Raw genomic sequence first — 15,242 nt, 5'->3', positions numbered from 1 at the left:
GGGTTTTTCTGATCCTGGTTCGCGCCTAACCCACCCTACGTATGACCTCATTTCATGCGCCGTATAGCTGTTCGGGGCGACTCAACACATGATTGGTACATGGCCAAAAAAGCCCGAGGTTTGCGCCTCGGGCTTTTCAATTTCAGCTCAGCTTATTTGCTCGCATCCAGCACCACCCGGTAGCGCGCTTTGCCGGCGCGCAGGTGGTCGATGGCCTCGTTGACCTGGCTCATGGGGAAGTGCTCGACCTGCGGCAGGATCTGATGGCGGGCGCAGAATTCCAGCATTTTCGCCATATTCGCCGGTGAACCGACCGGAGAGCCGGACATACTCTTCTGCTTGGGGATTAGGTTGAATACATGCACCGGAATCGCGCTGGGCACGATGCCGACAAAGTGCAGCCGGCCTTTGCCGCGCAGGGTGCCGATCATGGCGTTCCAGTCCAGGTCTGCGCTGGCGGTGACCAGGAGGAAGTCCAGGCTGCCGGCAATCGCTTTAAGCGCCGCGCTGTCGGTAGATGCCACCACTTTGTGTGCGCCCAGGCGTTTGGCTTCTTCCTGTTTGCTCAGCGATGAAGTAAATGCCGTGACTTCGCAGCCCCAGGCATTGAGAAAGCCCAGCGCCAGATGGCCGAGACCGCCGATGCCGACTACGCCGACCTTGTCAGTCGGTTTTACGTCGAAATCCAGCAGCGGGCTAAACACCGTGGAGCCGGCGCAGAACAGCGGGCCGACCAGCGCCGGATCGAGGCCGTCCGGCAGTGGCACGGCCCAGGCCCAGTGGCTGCGCAGGCGGTCGGCGAAACCGCCGTTGCTGCCGACAATCGTCGGTTTTATCGTGCCGCAGAGTTGGTGCGAGCCTTCCATGCACGAGCTGCAATGCATGCAGCTGCCCTTATACCAGCCGATGCCGACGCGCTGGCCGAGCTTGAGGCCGCGCGCCTGCGAGCCGAGGCGCACCACGGTGCCGACCACTTCATGGCCAGGGATAAAGGGGTAGCGTGCGTTGCCCCATTCGTTGTCGATCATCGACTGGTCGGAGTGGCAGATGCCGCAATACTCCACCGCCACTTCCACCTCCTCGCTGCCCAGCGGGCCGGGGTCATAACTGTGCGGTTCGAGGGGCGCGCCAGGGGCTTTGGCGGCCCAGCCGGTAAAGGTGTCAACGATGGATTCGGACGAACTCATAACAATGGCCTCAAGGCGGGGAACACAATCCAGCCAGCATAGCCCGCCAGGCCTGCGAAGGCTGCGCGGATCACTCAGCCTGATAGCTCAACCTTGGCCTCGGTTACACTGACCGCTTTGTAATCTGCTGCTGGATCACCTATGTCGCGCCCACCTCGCCCTGCCTCCTCTCGCCCGCACACCGGCAAAGCTGCCGTGCGCCGCGTGGCCAAGGCGCCACCCGCCGAGCCGCGTTTGCTGCTGCTGAACAAGCCGTTTGATGTACTGACCCAGTTCAACGATGAGCAAGGCCGTGCCACCCTCAAGGATTTTATCGATGTGCCCGGCGTCTACCCGGCTGGGCGTCTGGATCGCGACAGCGAAGGCCTGCTGCTGCTGACCAACGACGGCAGCCTGCAGGCGCGCATCGCCGACCCCAAGCACAAGCTGGCGAAAACCTATTGGGTGCAGGTGGAGGGCGAGCCGAGTGAAGCCCAGCTGCAACAGCTGTGTGACGGCGTGCAATTGAATGACGGCCCGACCCTGCCGGCCGAAGCGCGGCTACTGGAAGAGCCCGAATTGTGGGCGCGCAATCCGCCGGTGCGCTTTCGTAAAAGCATCCCGACGGCCTGGCTGGAGCTGGTGATTCGAGAGGGGCGCAACCGTCAGGTGCGGCGTATGACGGCGGCTGTCGGTCTACCGACCTTACGCCTGGTGCGCGTGCGCATCGGGCCATTTAGCCTGGACGGCTTGCAGCCGGGGCAGTGGCGCGAAGTGCCGCCCCGGCTGGATTGATCAATAACCGGCTTTGATAACGGCGATGCCTTTATCCAACACTTCATTCCAGGCGCTGCGGGTTTCGCTGCAGTACTGCTGATCATGCTCGCTGATGGTCTGCAGCAGCGCTTGCTGCCACAGCACATACAGCTCTGGGCGAATATCCATGGCTGCGCGGGAGTGTGTGCAACCCAATGCGCGTAACTTGGTGTCGGGCATGCCGCGCGCATGCATCACCAGATTGAGAATGCCCTGGCGCAGCAGCAGCTTTTGCCCGTTCATTTCGGTATTGGCGAACTTCTCGCGCACCTCGGGTGAGCTGGCGAGGAAGTGCCGGTAAAAGCTGTCGAAAAAGTCTGGGTTGGCGCAGCAGCGGCCATAGCTCTGCATCACCCGGTCGGCGGTGGACATGAATACTCCTGGGGAACGGCGCAAAACCGCATTCTAGCGCGGTTGGATACGCCTGGGCATGCAGTAGTCGGCGCGGGGCAGCTTTCTAACCGTGGATGCCGCGACTCGCTTCGATGATGTAGGTGATGATTGGCTTGGCCAGAAAAGCGAACAGGCACAGACCCAGGCCGAGAAACAGGATCGCCGTACCCAGGCGACCGGCTTTGGAGGTTTTCGCCAGGTCCCAGATGATGAAGAACATAAACACCATCAGCCCGCCGACCAGTGCGTACATCATCAGCGATTCGAACTGTTCAGTTTCCATTCGGGCCTCGTAAACCTGCGCGACAATCGGTGTACGGTGGCCGCGCAATAGCGTTAACCGTCACAGAGGGCGCGATTATACGCAGCTATGGCCGCTCTGCCAGCCGACCACAGCCAAGGTGCGGCGATCAGCCGCGCAGGTGCTGCAACGGCAGCTGGGTGCTGGAGAGGATCTGTTGCAACACAAAGCTGGAACGCACGCTGGAAACCCCCTCGATACGGGTCAGGGTGCCTAGCAGCAGCTTCTGGTAGTGGTCCATGTCGGGCACCACCACCTTGAGCTGATAGTCGGCGTCCATCCCGGTGACCAAACAGCATTCGAGCACCTGCGGGCATTTGCGAATTTCTTCCTGAAAATGCTCGAAGCGTTCCGGGGTGTGCTTGTCCATGCCGATCAGCACATAGGCGGTCAGCGTTAGCCCAAGCTGCTTGCGGTCGAGCAGGGCGACCTGGCCGAGGATATAGCCGTCATCCTCCAGTTGTTTGACCCGCCGTGAGCAGGGAGAGGGCGACAGGCCGATGCGCTCGGCCAGCTCCTGGTTGGACAGGGTGGCGTCGCGCTGCAATTCGGCGAGGATATTCAGATCGTAACGATCAAGTTTGTTCATCTTTACCCTGCTTTCGTTATTTGATTGTGCAGGATGATGCGCTTGTGGTTATTAATTGCGCAAGTGGTGGGTTAATCAGCAATATTCGCAATCTTTCACTGCGCCGGCGGGCGTAAGCTTTACCTCAACTTCAAGGCCCGGACGACACGTCCAGCCGCCTCGCCCAATCAGGTGAGCGGTCGCCGCCGATCCCACCGGATCGTCACGGCACCCGGGTCCGCACTGCCCAACCAGGCAGGCGAAGAAAAGGCGTTACCATCGCCACAATGACGGACACGCAAAAAAGGGGAAGGCCTGCAGGCCTTCCCCTTTTTTGTGTCGGTGTGCCATTGCCTGATGTCAGGCGCCAGCTCGTAGGTTGGCGTTGAGCGTAGCGAAGCCCAACAGCTCATGGCAGGCCTCTTATGACAGGCCTCGTTGGGCTTCGTCGCGCTGCTCCTCAACCCAACCTACCCGTTAGGGCGCGCGTGCTTTACCACGCTGCTCGGGTCGGCATGCACCAGTACCTCGGCACGGGGGAATTCGCTGCGGATCGCCGCTTCAACCTGCTCGCACAGGCCGTGCGCATGCAACAGGCTCAGCTCACTTGGCAACTCCACATGCAGCTGGACGAACCAGTGGGTGCCGGAGAGGCGCGAGCGCAAGTCATGCACGCCCAGCACACCGGGCACGGCGCAGGCCAGGCTGTGCATCTGCGCGCTGATCTGCGGGTCGAGTTCCTGGTCCATCAACACGGTGGCCGCTTCACGGACGATGCTGATGGCGCTCCAGAAGATATACAGCGCAATGCCGATGCCGAAGATGGCGTCCAGTTGCGGCCAGCCATAACTGGCCAGCAGCAATGCCAGGAGGATGCTGCTGTTGAGCAACAGGTCCGAACGGTAGTGCAGCGAGTCGGCGCGAATCGCCGTGGAGCCGGTCAGCTTGACCACATGACTCTGGAACAGCAGCAGGGCAATGGTCACCGCCAGCGACAGCAGCATTACCGCGATGCCCAGGGCCGGCGCGCCAATGGGTTCCGGGTTGAGCAGACGGTCGATGGCGTGACTACCCACCAGCACGGCGCTGGCGCCGATAAACAGCGCCTGACCCAGGCCGGCTAGAGCCTCGGCCTTGCCGTGGCCGTAGCGGTGATCCTCATCGGCTGGACGCAGGGCATAGTGCACGGCGATCAGGTTAAGCAGCGAGGCAGCGCCATCGAGCAGTGAGTCAGTCAGCCCCGCCAACAAGCTGACCGAGCCGCTGAGCCACCAGGCTATGGCTTTGGCCAGCGCCAGCGTAAGTGCAGCTGCCAGTGCGGCGAAGGTCGCTAGGCGCATCAGGCGGGCGTGTTGCGGCTGTATGTTCACGGGTTATCCAGAATGGGGCGAGTTCTGCCAAGGTTAGCGCTAAATAACAAAAGCCCGTTGTGAAGCGTAATGATGTTCACATAAGCATCGGGTGAACTCGGTCATCCCCTCGCCCCTCCGGGGAGAGGGTTAGGGAGAGGGGCAGGTCTTCAGTTTGGCGGTGTTTTCAGCCCTCACCCCCAGCCCCTCTCCCATAAATGGGAGAGGGGAGCAAAGAGCATGCGACCCAAAGTGAACAGCATTACGTCGCAAAACGGGCTTTTAGTCCGGGCTTGCTGGTGCCGAGCTTAAGCTGCTGGGCGCAGGCCGTAGGCCGCCAGTTGCTCTGCGCTGCCGCTGTGCTGGATCAAGCGTGGGTCATCCAGTGGCAGGCTGTGGCCGGTTTGCACTTCGATCAGCGCTTTGAGCTTGATCGGGTCGATCTTGCCGTCAGCATCCACCACATTCTGCAGGTCTTGCGGGTCAACCTGTGAGGTCAAGCCGCCGGGCAGGTAGATCGCGCCGGTGGCGAAGTCGATGCCAAAGGCGATCAGCCCAGGAATCACATAGAAGAGGATGCCAATGGCGTTAAGCCCGGCCACCATGGGGTCGATGCGGCCTTCGATCTGGCCGCGGCGATCCGGGAAGAACAGCGTGCCGCAGGCGGTCAGTTGGGTGAGCAGAGCGGCGACGATAAGGCCACCGATAACGCGGGTTTGGGTGCGCATTGAATATCTCCATGGGAAAAGTGGCGCAACTATAGCAACGCCAGACCAATGCCAGTATTGCAATGCCGCTGCATCAGGCGCTGGCGCTGCATTTCGTACGCAGCAAAGCCTGCAATTGAGACAGCGGCAATGCCCCGCAGGTTCGCCGGTATAATCCTGCGCCTTGAATGGAGCCCGCATGAATTCCCTGCCAATCGATGTGTTGCTGCCTGAGCTGTGTCAGGCCCTTGCCCTGCGTGATGAGGCGGTGCTGGAAGCGCCGCCCGGTGCCGGCAAGACCACCCGTGTGCCGCTGGCGCTGCTGAGCCAGCCTTGGCTGGCGGGGCAGACCATTATCATGCTTGAGCCACGGCGGCTTGCTGCGCGGGCGGCGGCCGAGCGACTGGCCAGTGAGCTGGGTGAGGCGGTGGGGGAAACCGTCGGTTATCGCATTCGTCTGGATAGCAAGATCGGCCCGCGTACCCGTATTGAAGTGGTCACTGAAGGCATCCTGGCGCGTCGACTGCAGGATGATCCGGCGCTGGAGGGCGTCGGCCTGGTTGTTTTCGATGAGTACCACGAGCGCAGTTTGGATGCTGATCTGGCGCTGGCGCTGTGCCTGAATGGGCGCGCGATGTTTCGCGGTGCGGACTCCGGCGAGCCGCCGCTGAAGGTGCTGCTGATGTCGGCGACGCTTGAAGGCGAGCGGCTGGCGGGGCTGCTCGGTGATGCACCGGTGCTGCGCAGCGAAGGGCGGATGTTCCCGGTGGATATTCGCTGGGGCGCGCCCTGGCAAATGGGCGAGTGGCTTGAGCCGAAGGTGCTGCAGTGCGTGTTGCAGGCACTGGCCGATGAGCCAGGCAGCCTGCTGGTGTTTCTGCCGGGGCAGGCGGAAATTCGCCGGGTCAATGAACAGCTGGCCGAGTCCCTGGCCGGGCGGCGCGATGTGCTGCTCTGCCCGCTGCATGGCGAGCTGGACCTCAGCGCCCAGCGCGCCGCCATCGAAGCCGCACCGCCGGGCCTGCGCAAGGTGGTGCTGGCGACCAATATCGCCGAAACCAGCCTGACCATCGACGGCGTGCGCGTGGTGATCGATGCCGGCCTGGCGCGGGTGCCGCGTTTTGACCCGAACAGCGGCATGACCCGCCTGGATACCCAGCGTATCTCCCGCGCTTCCGCCACCCAGCGCAGCGGCCGGGCCGGGCGCTTGCAGCCGGGCGTTTGTTATCGGTTGTGGTCACAGGCGCAGCATGAACAGTTGGCGGCCTACGGCACGGCGGAAATGCTCCAGGCCGACCTCGCCGGCCTGGCCCTGCAGCTGGTGCGCTGGGGTGTCCAGCCTGCCGAACTGGTGTGGCTTGACCCGCCGCCTGCAGCCGCTTATGCCCAGGCGTTGGAGCTGCTGGCGCGACTGGGCGCGGTGGATGCTCAGGGCAAGTTGACCGCTCACGGTCAGGCCATGGCTGAACTGCCGACCCATCCACGTATCGCTCATCTACTGCTGCGCGGTCAGGAATTGGGGCTGGGGCCGTTGGCCTGCGATCTGGCGGCATTGCTCGGCGAGCGCGACATTCTGCGTGGCGCGGGTGCCGATCTGCATAGTCGCCTGGCTTTGCTGGCCGGCGAGTCGCGGGCTGTCCGTGGTGCCCAGGGCGGTGTGCAACGTGCTCGCCAGTTGGCTCGGCAGTTTCAGGGTTATCTCAAGCGCAGGCCCAGCCTGCAGGCGGTGAGCGATCCCGAACATCCGCGCTGGCTGGGCGCGTTGCTGGCCTTTGCCTACCCGGATCGTATCGCCCAGCAGCGCCGCGCCGGTGGTGCGGAATATCGCCTGGCCAACGGCCGGGCGGCGCTGTTTGCCGAGGTCGATGGCCTGATGAAGCACAGCTGGCTGGTGGTGGCTGACCTGGGCAGCCGGCAGGGCCAGCGTGAAGAGCGTATCTACCTGGCCGCCGAGTTGGAGCCGCAGTTGTTCGAGGGCGTGCTGGCCGAACAGGTCAGCAACCTGGACGTGCTGGATTGGGATGAGCGCGAAGGCGCCCTGCGTGCAGAACGCCAGCGCAAAGTCGGTGAGCTGGTGCTGTCGCGTGAGGCGCTGACAGGGCTCGATGCGCAACAACGCAGCCGCGCCATGCTCGGCCTGGTGCGGCGCAAGGGCCTGGCGCTGCTGCCCTGGACCCCAGAGCTGCGCCAGTGGCAAGCGCGGGTGGCATTGCTGCGCACGCTGGATCTGGCCAGCAAGGACACCAGCGAATGGCCGGATGTCAGTGATGCGGCTTTGCTGGCGACGCTGGAAAACTGGCTGCAACCCTATCTGGATAACGTCACCCGGCTTAGCCATTTCGCCAACCTGGATTTGTCCAGCCTGCTGCAGAACCTACTGCCCTGGCCGCTACCGCAGCGCCTGGATGAGCTGGCGCCGCGCAGCCTGCAGGTGCCGTCCGGTTCGCGTATCAGTCTGGATTACAGCGAACAGCCGCCGGTGTTGGCGGTGCGTCTGCAGGAGCTGTTCGGCCTGGCCGATACGCCGCGCATTGCCGGGGGGCGTCAGGTGGTCAAGCTACACCTGCTGTCGCCAGCGCGGCGGCCGGTGCAGGTGACTCAGGACCTGGCCAACTTCTGGCGCAGCACCTATACCGAAGTGAAGAAGGATTTAAAAGGCAGGTACCCGAAGCATTACTGGCCCGATGACCCCTTGATCGCCGAGCCCACCGCGCGGGCCAAGCCGCGTAAGTAGGTCGCTTACGCTGGCGATCAGTGGTGGCGGTGGTAAAGGTTATGTTTTTAGTGGGCTGCAGTTCCCAGTGAATAAGGCCGTTAGCTTGTACTTCTGTGATTGCAAGCCTGCGTAGGCAGCGGCCTGTTGCGATGGCAGCTATAACAGGTTGTAGTAACGGCTTTTGCAGTAACTGGGTCGGAGAGAGGTTATGTACCGCAAGGTGTTCGCCAACAAGGTATTCGACCGTAAGGTTGTAGTCATTACGGGCGGCTGCGCTGGCATCGGTCGGGCGCTGGCCATGCGCTTGGCGCAGGCGGGGGCGCGGTTGGTGATTTTCGATCTGCAGCAGCAGGCGCTCGACAGCCTGGTGCAGCACCTGGCCGACCACCACAACGCCGAGGCCCTTGGTGTGCTCTGCGATGTGGCCGATGCGACTGCGGTGGAGCGGGCGATGGCGCTGACTGTCGAGCGTTTTGGTGGCATCGACGTGTTGGTCAACAACGCTGGGATTACCCACCGCAGTAGTTTTGCCGACACCGAGCTGGCAGTGTTTCAGCGGATCATGGCGGTCAACTATTTTGGTGCGCTGCATTGCACCAAGGCCGCGCTGCCCAGCCTGATCGCCCGCAGTGGGCAGATTATCGTGCTCAGCTCGCTGTCGGGCTTCGCCCCGTTGCTTTATCGCAGCGCCTACAACTCCAGCAAGCATGCCCTGCATGGTCTGTTTGAAACCCTGCGTTATGAGCTGAAAGGCTCCGGGGTCAATGTGATGCTGGTGTGCCCCGGCTTTACCGCCACCGATTTGCGCAAGAATGCCCTGGTCGGCGATGGTTCGGTGGCCGCGCAACCGCCGTTGGCAATGGGCAAGGTGGCCTCGCCGCAGGATGTCGCCGAGGCGATCTATCATGGCGCTTTGAAACGGCGTCGACTGCTGGTGCTGTCCAACGTCGACTGGCGCGCGCGGGTACTGGCGCGGTTCTTCCCTCGGCTGTTCGAGCGGGTGCTGTTGCCGCGCTTATCCGGCTTGAAGCCGCAGCGTGCAGGACGTTCCTGATGCGTCGCGCATGGCTCGCTCTTCTGCTACTACTCGGCGCGCCGCTGCAGGCCGAGGAATCGCCTACGTTGCTGGTGATGACGGATATCTGGCCGCCTTTTCGTATGCAGGAGGGCGATGGCGCCCTGAGCGGGCTGGATATCGATTTGCTTGATCAGCTTAGCCAGCGCACCGGGCTGCGCTTTGAGGTGCAGCGCGCACCCTGGGCGCGCGGTCTGGCAGCGCTGCAGCACGGCAAGGCCGACTTGATGACCGGGCTGGCGAAAACCTCCGAACGGGAAGGCTATATTCACTATTTGCAGCAGCCCTACTACGCCTGTGCGCCGCGCTTTTATGCCGCACCGGCCCAGGCTAAAGCGCTGCAGAGATATAGTCAGCTGGCCGGTTTGGCCATTGGCCATGTACTGGAGTCGGCGTATTTCGAGCCTTTTGATTCGGATCAGCAGCTGCGCAAAACCGCAGTCAACACGGAAAACCAGTTGCTGGAAATGCTGGTGCGCGGTCGCTTGCAAGTGGTGATCGGCACCGATTGCCAGGTCGATTATGAATTGCGCGGCGCACGCTGGAATGGCCGTATCGCCAAGGCGGCGTTTCAGCCCGAGGCGCGTACCGATTTGTATATCGGCTTCTCCCGTCAGCGTGGCTTGCAAGCGGAGTATCAGCAGGTGAGCGAAGCCTTGGCGCAGATGCAGGCCGAAGGCTGGATCGACAAGGCGGCGCGGCGCTATCAGTCCACGCCCTGAGCTTCAATCAGTGCTCGTGCGGCTCGATATACACTTCGTAGACCATTTCCAGATCCCAAAACGCCGCCTCGATCTTGTGTCCGTCGAGGTCGCGGACAAAGCAGCCGTAGTAGGGCTCGCCATATTCTGCACGCGGGCCGGGTGCACCTTCGTCGCTGGCGCCGGCTTCCAGGGCAGCCTGGTAGAAGTCATGCACTGCTGCTTTGTTCGGTGCGACAAAACCGAAGTGGCTGCCGTTGCCGATACTCGCCGGTTGGCCATTGATCGGCGTTTGCACCCAGAACTCCGGGTATTCGCGGCCATAAGCAACTGCGCCAGGGTGGGCGAGTATGCGTTTGCAGCCCAGGGGGGCGAGTACCTGATCATAGAAGGCCGTGGCCTTGTCGAACTGATTAGTGCCGATGGAAATATGCGAAAGGATGCTGGGGTTGGCGTCAGCCATGGGCCTGTCCTCCTTGGGTGTCGCTGGCGGTCACTCGACTTCGGGCTGGGCACTGCGCAGCATAAATAAACGAAACAACACGACGCTCGAGAATAGTTGTAAAAAGCGACTTGCGCAGTCCAGCAGCAGGCTGGCCAGGGCGTTGTCGGCCAGGGTCTCGTTGGCGTGACTCCAGCCGTCGAGCAACCACAGCGGCAGCATGACAATCAGGATGCAGCCGAGCATGGGCCAGAAGTAACCGTTGCTCAGCTGGAAGCTATCGTGCAGCGCCTGCATTGGGCTCAGGCCGCGCAACACCAGCAGGTATTCGGCAAATGCCAGTTTGACCATCAGCCAGATGCCCGGCAGCACAAACAACGATGCGCCGAGTAGAACCGCCAGCGTATTGATACCCGCCAATAAAGCAAAATTTGGCCACAGGCGCAGACTGGCGGCCAGCAAATCACGGGCGCGCGGCTGCATGCTCTGGCTGCGCGCATCAAGAAACAGAATCAGCGCGGCGCTGTACAGCGGGTAGAACAGCAAGCCGGCGAGCAAACGCCAGAGGGTGGCTGAAGAAATACCAGGCGTCGCGTAGCGCGGAAAACATATTCATGGGGTAGGTCGTACTCGAATTCAGGCTCGCACTCTAGCTGATCCTGGTTGCCGCTCCCAATAACGCACCAAGCAGATCCAAGCAGGTAAGCACCTCGGCATATTCATCGCGCAAGTTAGCCATGGCCATGGCGTGTACCTCATCGGCGCTGCGCAGGTGCCCGTAATAGTCAGTCTTGTCGAAGGTGTAGCAGGCATCCGCCACCACTTGGGTGACAAAGCCCAGGTTGCTGGCGCTGCGTGCCGTGGCTTCGACCGAGTTCTCACTGGCCACCCCGACGATGACCACGCGGCGAATAGCGCGGGCATGCAGCCAGCGTTCTAGGCCGCTGTGGGTAAAGGCGTCGGTTACGTTCTTCTCGAACACCTGCTCGTTAGCCCGTGGCGCCAATGCGGGTTGGAATAACGCGCCGCTTTGCCCTGGGGCAAACACCGACTCGGCCTGGCGTGAAATATGGCGGACATGCACCAGCGGCAGGCCCGCATTGCGCCAGTGTTCCAGCAGTTGAGCGATGCAGGCTTCGGCGCCAGGGTTGTTACGCGGCGTGCTGACGCGCTGGATGCCTTGCTGCATATCGATAATCAGCAGGGCTGGGGTCTCTGGCGTATTGGCGTGGCTTGGATGCATTTTGACCGTCCTTGGTTGTGGGCTGGCATACTGCGCGCTGACTTTAACCTGAGGGCTTTCTGCCCGTCAGCCGCTTGATGAGGATTACCGGTGAAGAAGATCGCCGTATTCGCCGATGTACAGAACCTCTATTACACCGTGCGTCAGGCCTATGGTTGTCATTTCAACTATGCCGCGCTGTGGGCCGATATCAGCCAGCATGGGCAGATTGTCGAAGCCTACGCCTATGCCATTGATCGTGGTGATCAGAAGCAGCAGCAGTTTCAGCAGATCCTGCGCAACCTCGGTTTTACCGTGAAGCTCAAGCCGTTTATCCAGCGCAGCGATGGTTCGGCCAAGGGCGATTGGGATGTTGGCATCACCATCGACATCATGGACGCCGCGCCACGGGTTGATGAGGTTGTACTGGCTTCTGGTGACGGCGATTTCGATCTGCTGTTGGACAAGATTCGCGGCAGCTATGGCGTTGAGGCCATCGCCTATGGCGTGCCGGGGTTGACCGCACAATCGCTGGTGCGTGCGGCCAGCCGCTATGTGCCGATTGATGGTGCACTGTTGCTGAGAAGCTGATTGATGCTTGCTGATTCCATCGCCGTACTCGACTTTGAAACCACCGGCATGTCGCCGGCTCAGCAGGCGCGTGCCACCGAAATCGGTGTGGTGATCGTCGAGGGTGGGCAGATTGTCGCGCGCTACCAGAGCCTGATGAACAGCGGCGCCTGGGTGCCGCCGTTTATCGAGCAGCTCACTGGCATCAGCAACGCCATGCTGCGCACTGCGCCGCCTGCCGCGCAGGTGATGCAGGAAGTGGCGGAGTTTGTCGGCGAGCGCCCGCTGCTGGCGCATAACGCCAGTTTCGATCAGAAGTTCTGGGATGCCGAGCTGGCGCTGATCCGCCGTCGCCGCATGCAGCCTTTCGCCTGCTCGCTGCTGTTGTCACGCCGCCTGCTGCCGATGGCGCCCAGCCATAAGCTGGGCAATCTCAACCAGTGGATCGGCCTGCCTGACACCGGTAAGGCGCACCGTGCACTCGCCGATGCGGAGATGGCAGCCAACCTGACCTGCTTTATGGCGGCGCTGCTGCGTGAACGGCACGGCATTGCCGATATTTCCCACGAGCTGCTGTGCAACCTGCAGCGGGTGCCGGCGGCGAAGATGTCGCTGACGTTGCAGAAGATTCGCGATCACGTGTTTGGTTGAAGGGTTTTTATCAGCTTGTTACATCTGCGCGCCGAGTCTTGCGCGTGGCTGAATTAAGCTGGTCGTGCACCTATCCGGGGCTTTGTCGACAGAGGCACACAGCATGTTCGGTTTGTTTAAAAATGATCCCGCCAAGAAACTACGCAAGCAATATAGCGCCAAGTTGGAGGAGGCCATGCAGGCGCAACGCAACGGCGATATCCGCAGCTACTCCATGCTGACGGAAGAAGCGCAGGCGTTGTGGGCGCAGCTGGAGCCCCTGGAACGGACCAAGCCTTAATTTGCCAATGCAAGAATGAAGAAGGCTGCCATTAGGCAGCCTTCTTGCGGTTCAGGTGTGCTCAGTTCTGCGCTAGCTTCTGCTGGTGCTGGGCGAGCATCTTCTGTGCGTGGGCCACTTCCAGAGCTTCCATGGCGTTGATCGGCTTGATCGCCACGGCGCGTTTCAGGTGTTGCAGGGCCTTGGCCTGTTCGTCGTCGCCGTACACGTAAGTCAGGGCGTTGGCGTATTCGTAGTGGCCGATGGGAAGGTTATCCTGGGCCTGGAAGCTACGGCTGAAATACTTCTCCATATTGTCGGCGCTGACGCCGTAAGTCATGCGCCCGACCATCTTGCCAACCTTGCGGATCACCCCCGCTTCATAGCCGCCATATAGAGCCAAGGCGAAGGGTTGCTGAGGGTGTTTGGCCAGCAGCGCCTTGAGTTCGTCGGGTATCTGCGAGGTGTAGCCGCGCTTGAGTACCACCGGCACTGACAGCTCTTCGCCGAGACGTGCTTTGGCGTACACGCGGCCGAACTGTGCCACGGTGTCGGCCTGTATCAGCTCGCCGGCTTGGTCGGTGTAGGTGATCACCTCCTCCAGGAGCTTGTGTTTTTCGGCCTGGTCGGGCACCAGGAACATGGCGTAGACCACTTGGGCGAACATGGCCGGGATTTGTCCGCCAACACCCAGGGCCAGGCCCTGTTGCTTCGCTTCGGCGAAGTCACCACGAAACATCAAGCGCCAGACGTCCTGCAGTTTTGCTGCGTAGAGTTCGGCTTCTTCCGGTTTACCGGTAAAACCGGTGTTGGCCAGTACGGTTTTTTCCAGCGCCTGGGGATGGCTGGTGGCCATGGTCACTACCCAGTCGGCGTCGGGGAAGGGGTAGTCGGCGCCAAAGCCGCGCGTCAGTTGTGGCCAGGCCTGGCGCAGTTTGTCGCCCGAATAATCGTAGGCGCTCTGGTCGTAGGGGAAGGGCTTCCAGTTGTCGGCGGCGACAGCACTGAAGCTGCAGGCGGCAAGTAAGGCAATAAGTGTGCGGCGCATGGCGATGACCTGATTGTTGTAGGTATGCATCGATCATAGAGCGCTGCCGTCCGCGTCCCACCTATCCAAGGATGAGTTGCGCTGTTTTTCAGTGCGCCGGGTGCGCGTCTGTGCCGATCTTAAGCATGGCTGTCTTTGTGCTGGAACTGCCGGCGGTACTGGTTGGGTGACAGTTCCGTGTGCTGACGGAACAGCCGGGCAAAGAAGCTGGCATCGTCGTAACCCACTTCATAGCTTATGGTCTTGATGCTTTTGCGGGTGGCGCTAAGCAGGCCTTTGGCGGTTTCGATGCGCAGGCGCTGCAGGTAGTGCAGCGGTTTGTCGCCGGTGGCGGTCTGGAAGCGGCGCATAAAGTTGCGGATGCTCATGCCGTGCTCGCGGGCGACATCCTCGAAGCGGAACTTGTCGGCGAAGTGGTCTTCCAGCCATTGCTGGATCTGTAGGATTGTCATGTCGTGGTGCAGCTTCTGCCCGCCAAAACCAATGCGGCCGGGGGCGTAGTTGCGTTGCACCTCATAGAGGATGTCGCGGGCCACACCCTGGGCTACGCTGGCGCCGCAGAAGCGCTCGATCAGGTAGATATACAGGTCGCAGGCCGAGGTCACGCCGCCGGCGCAGTACAGGTTGTCGGCATCCGACAGGTGCTTGTCCTGGTTGAGCAATACCTTGGGGAAGCGCTCGGCGAACTCGTTGAAAAAGCGCCAGTAGGTGGTCGCTTCTTTACCGTCAAGCAGGCCGGCCTGAGCCATCCAGAACACCCCGGTTGCTTCGCCGCAAATTGCGCTACCGGCGGCATGGCGCTGTTTCAGCCAGTTGAGCACCTGCGGGTGGCGCTGGCACAGGGCGTCGAAGTCATCCCAGAAGGCCGGCAGGATGATCACGTCGGCATCTTCCAGGGCGCCATCGACCGGGATCAGCACATCGCTGAAGCTGCGCACCGGTTGGCCGTCAGGGCTGACCAGGTGGATTTCGAAGGTCGGAGTCAATCCGCGGCCCTGCTGTTTGCCGTAGCGCAGGCTGGCCATGTGGAAGAAGTCCTTGGCTTGCATCAGGGTCGAGGCGAACACGCCTTCGGTGGCGAGAATGCTGACGCGGTGCAGCGGGGCTGGTGATTGAATAGGCATAGATATTGTTCTTATTAAGGCTAAGTGGTCATGAGCTGGCTGGATCGTCTTATTTTTTGGCGCTTGTGTCCAGTGTGACCAAGCGTTTGCTTGGCTAAAGTCGAGAGCACTTTAAAACAGCCCTATCAAGCAGG

The 15,242-nt window shown here is 61.5% G+C and carries 18 protein-coding genes; 7 read left to right on the top strand and 11 right to left on the bottom strand.

The genetic code is table 11. The annotated features are described in order from the left end of the window. Window positions 1-152: 152 nt before the first annotated feature. Window positions 153-1,187 carry an NADPH-dependent aldehyde reductase Ahr gene (gene ahr, locus AC0T4W_RS17330; RefSeq protein ID WP_476321070.1) on the bottom strand — a complete coding sequence of 345 codons (1,035 nt, stop codon included), beginning with the start codon at window positions 1,185-1,187 and terminating at the stop codon, window positions 153-155. Between the two features lie 204 nt (window positions 1,188-1,391). Here ahr and AC0T4W_RS17325 point away from each other — a divergent pair, with 204 nt between their 5' ends. Continuing rightward, window positions 1,392-1,961, top strand: a complete 570-nt coding sequence (locus AC0T4W_RS17325; RefSeq protein WP_476323759.1) for a pseudouridine synthase — start codon at window positions 1,392-1,394, stop codon at window positions 1,959-1,961. Here AC0T4W_RS17325 and AC0T4W_RS17320 read toward each other — a convergent pair whose 3' ends face one another. From AC0T4W_RS17320 to AC0T4W_RS17300, 5 genes are all read right to left on the bottom strand, one after another. After that, on the bottom strand, window positions 1,962-2,354 hold the full coding sequence (locus AC0T4W_RS17320) for a globin (protein ID WP_476321068.1): 393 nt from the start codon (window positions 2,352-2,354) through the stop codon (window positions 1,962-1,964). It lies immediately after the preceding gene. Between the two features lie 85 nt (window positions 2,355-2,439). Further along, window positions 2,440-2,658 (bottom strand): DUF2788 domain-containing protein, encoded by a 219-nt coding sequence (locus AC0T4W_RS17315; RefSeq protein ID WP_304866600.1) that lies wholly within the window; start codon window positions 2,656-2,658, stop codon window positions 2,440-2,442. Window positions 2,659-2,785: 127 nt separating this feature from the next. After that, a complete protein-coding gene (locus AC0T4W_RS17310; protein ID WP_476321066.1) occupies window positions 2,786-3,265 on the bottom strand; it encodes an Lrp/AsnC family transcriptional regulator in 480 nt (159 codons plus the stop codon). Window positions 3,266-3,714: 449 nt separating this feature from the next. Next, window positions 3,715-4,584, bottom strand: a complete 870-nt coding sequence (locus tag AC0T4W_RS17305) for a cation diffusion facilitator family transporter (RefSeq protein WP_476323756.1) — start codon at window positions 4,582-4,584, stop codon at window positions 3,715-3,717. A gap of 317 nt (window positions 4,585-4,901) precedes the next feature. Next, on the bottom strand, window positions 4,902-5,321 hold the full coding sequence (locus tag AC0T4W_RS17300; RefSeq protein WP_476321064.1) for a polyribonucleotide nucleotidyltransferase: 420 nt from the start codon (window positions 5,319-5,321) through the stop codon (window positions 4,902-4,904). Between the two features lie 178 nt (window positions 5,322-5,499). Between AC0T4W_RS17300 and hrpB the strand changes: the two genes are divergently transcribed. The 3 genes from hrpB (at window position 5,500) to AC0T4W_RS17285 (ending at window position 9,813) form a co-directional block, all read left to right on the top strand. Further along, window positions 5,500-8,034, top strand: a complete 2,535-nt coding sequence (gene hrpB / locus AC0T4W_RS17295; protein ID WP_476321062.1) for an ATP-dependent helicase HrpB — start codon at window positions 5,500-5,502, stop codon at window positions 8,032-8,034. Window positions 8,035-8,224: 190 nt separating this feature from the next. Then, on the top strand, window positions 8,225-9,070 hold the full coding sequence (locus tag AC0T4W_RS17290) for an SDR family oxidoreductase (protein WP_160013216.1): 846 nt from the start codon (window positions 8,225-8,227) through the stop codon (window positions 9,068-9,070). Further along, on the top strand, window positions 9,070-9,813 hold the full coding sequence (locus AC0T4W_RS17285; protein ID WP_476321059.1) for a substrate-binding periplasmic protein: 744 nt from the start codon (window positions 9,070-9,072) through the stop codon (window positions 9,811-9,813). The genes AC0T4W_RS17290 and AC0T4W_RS17285 overlap by 1 nt, the downstream gene beginning before the upstream one ends. A gap of 7 nt (window positions 9,814-9,820) precedes the next feature. On the opposite strand, the gene AC0T4W_RS17280 is transcribed toward AC0T4W_RS17285, so the two are convergent. From AC0T4W_RS17280 to AC0T4W_RS17270, 3 genes are all read right to left on the bottom strand, one after another. Next, the gene (locus AC0T4W_RS17280) at window positions 9,821-10,255 is read right to left on the bottom strand and encodes a VOC family protein (RefSeq protein WP_476321057.1); all 435 of its coding nucleotides are present in this window, start codon (window positions 10,253-10,255) and stop codon (window positions 9,821-9,823) included. 30 nt (window positions 10,256-10,285) lie between these two features. Then, complete coding sequence (locus AC0T4W_RS17275) at window positions 10,286-10,792, bottom strand: YciC family protein (RefSeq protein ID WP_476321056.1); 507 nt, start codon at window positions 10,790-10,792, stop codon at window positions 10,286-10,288. A 91-nt stretch (window positions 10,793-10,883) separates the two neighbouring features. Then, the gene (locus AC0T4W_RS17270; protein WP_476321054.1) at window positions 10,884-11,477 is read right to left on the bottom strand and encodes a cysteine hydrolase family protein; all 594 of its coding nucleotides are present in this window, start codon (window positions 11,475-11,477) and stop codon (window positions 10,884-10,886) included. 90 nt (window positions 11,478-11,567) lie between these two features. Here AC0T4W_RS17270 and AC0T4W_RS17265 point away from each other — a divergent pair, with 90 nt between their 5' ends. The 3 genes from AC0T4W_RS17265 (at window position 11,568) to AC0T4W_RS17255 (ending at window position 12,957) form a co-directional block, all read left to right on the top strand. After that, complete coding sequence (locus AC0T4W_RS17265) at window positions 11,568-12,047, top strand: NYN domain-containing protein (protein ID WP_476321052.1); 480 nt, start codon at window positions 11,568-11,570, stop codon at window positions 12,045-12,047. A 3-nt stretch (window positions 12,048-12,050) separates the two neighbouring features. Then, complete coding sequence (locus AC0T4W_RS17260) at window positions 12,051-12,677, top strand: 3'-5' exonuclease (RefSeq protein WP_476321050.1); 627 nt, start codon at window positions 12,051-12,053, stop codon at window positions 12,675-12,677. A gap of 103 nt (window positions 12,678-12,780) precedes the next feature. Then, window positions 12,781-12,957, top strand: coding sequence for a DUF6435 family protein (locus AC0T4W_RS17255; protein WP_476321048.1), 177 nt, complete (start codon window positions 12,781-12,783; stop codon window positions 12,955-12,957). A 61-nt stretch (window positions 12,958-13,018) separates the two neighbouring features. Here the strand turns inward: AC0T4W_RS17255 and AC0T4W_RS17250 are convergent, their stop codons facing one another. Continuing rightward, the gene (locus AC0T4W_RS17250) at window positions 13,019-13,984 is read right to left on the bottom strand and encodes a hypothetical protein (RefSeq protein WP_476321046.1); all 966 of its coding nucleotides are present in this window, start codon (window positions 13,982-13,984) and stop codon (window positions 13,019-13,021) included. Window positions 13,985-14,103: 119 nt separating this feature from the next. After that, window positions 14,104-15,009 carry a GlxA family transcriptional regulator gene (locus AC0T4W_RS17245; protein WP_476323753.1) on the bottom strand — a complete coding sequence of 302 codons (906 nt, stop codon included), beginning with the start codon at window positions 15,007-15,009 and terminating at the stop codon, window positions 14,104-14,106. Between the last annotated feature and the right edge of the window lie 233 nt (window positions 15,010-15,242).

It is taken from the genome of Pseudomonas sp. C7.1, assembly GCF_056312395.1.
This window is presented reverse-complemented; position numbering and strand designations above follow the sequence as displayed.

Coding starts and splice junctions, on each gene's coding strand:
- AC0T4W_RS17255 (WP_476321048.1), top strand. CDS start 12,781: ATGTTCGGTTTGTTTAAAAATGATCCCGCCAAGAAACTACGCAAGCAA.
- AC0T4W_RS17300 (WP_476321064.1), bottom strand. CDS start 5,321: ATGCGCACCCAAACCCGCGTTATCGGTGGCCTTATCGTCGCCGCTCTG.
- ahr (WP_476321070.1), bottom strand. CDS start 1,187: ATGAGTTCGTCCGAATCCATCGTTGACACCTTTACCGGCTGGGCCGCC.
- AC0T4W_RS17320 (WP_476321068.1), bottom strand. CDS start 2,354: ATGTCCACCGCCGACCGGGTGATGCAGAGCTATGGCCGCTGCTGCGCC.
- AC0T4W_RS17305 (WP_476323756.1), bottom strand. CDS start 4,584: ATGCGCCTAGCGACCTTCGCCGCACTGGCAGCTGCACTTACGCTGGCG.
- AC0T4W_RS17310 (WP_476321066.1), bottom strand. CDS start 3,265: ATGAACAAACTTGATCGTTACGATCTGAATATCCTCGCCGAATTGCAG.
- AC0T4W_RS17285 (WP_476321059.1), top strand. CDS start 9,070: ATGCGTCGCGCATGGCTCGCTCTTCTGCTACTACTCGGCGCGCCGCTG.
- AC0T4W_RS17315 (WP_304866600.1), bottom strand. CDS start 2,658: ATGGAAACTGAACAGTTCGAATCGCTGATGATGTACGCACTGGTCGGC.
- AC0T4W_RS17245 (WP_476323753.1), bottom strand. CDS start 15,009: ATGGCCAGCCTGCGCTACGGCAAACAGCAGGGCCGCGGATTGACTCCG.
- hrpB (WP_476321062.1), top strand. CDS start 5,500: ATGAATTCCCTGCCAATCGATGTGTTGCTGCCTGAGCTGTGTCAGGCC.
- AC0T4W_RS17250 (WP_476321046.1), bottom strand. CDS start 13,984: ATGCGCCGCACACTTATTGCCTTACTTGCCGCCTGCAGCTTCAGTGCT.
- AC0T4W_RS17290 (WP_160013216.1), top strand. CDS start 8,225: ATGTACCGCAAGGTGTTCGCCAACAAGGTATTCGACCGTAAGGTTGTA.
- AC0T4W_RS17280 (WP_476321057.1), bottom strand. CDS start 10,255: ATGGCTGACGCCAACCCCAGCATCCTTTCGCATATTTCCATCGGCACT.
- AC0T4W_RS17270 (WP_476321054.1), bottom strand. CDS start 11,477: ATGCATCCAAGCCACGCCAATACGCCAGAGACCCCAGCCCTGCTGATT.
- AC0T4W_RS17260 (WP_476321050.1), top strand. CDS start 12,051: ATGCTTGCTGATTCCATCGCCGTACTCGACTTTGAAACCACCGGCATG.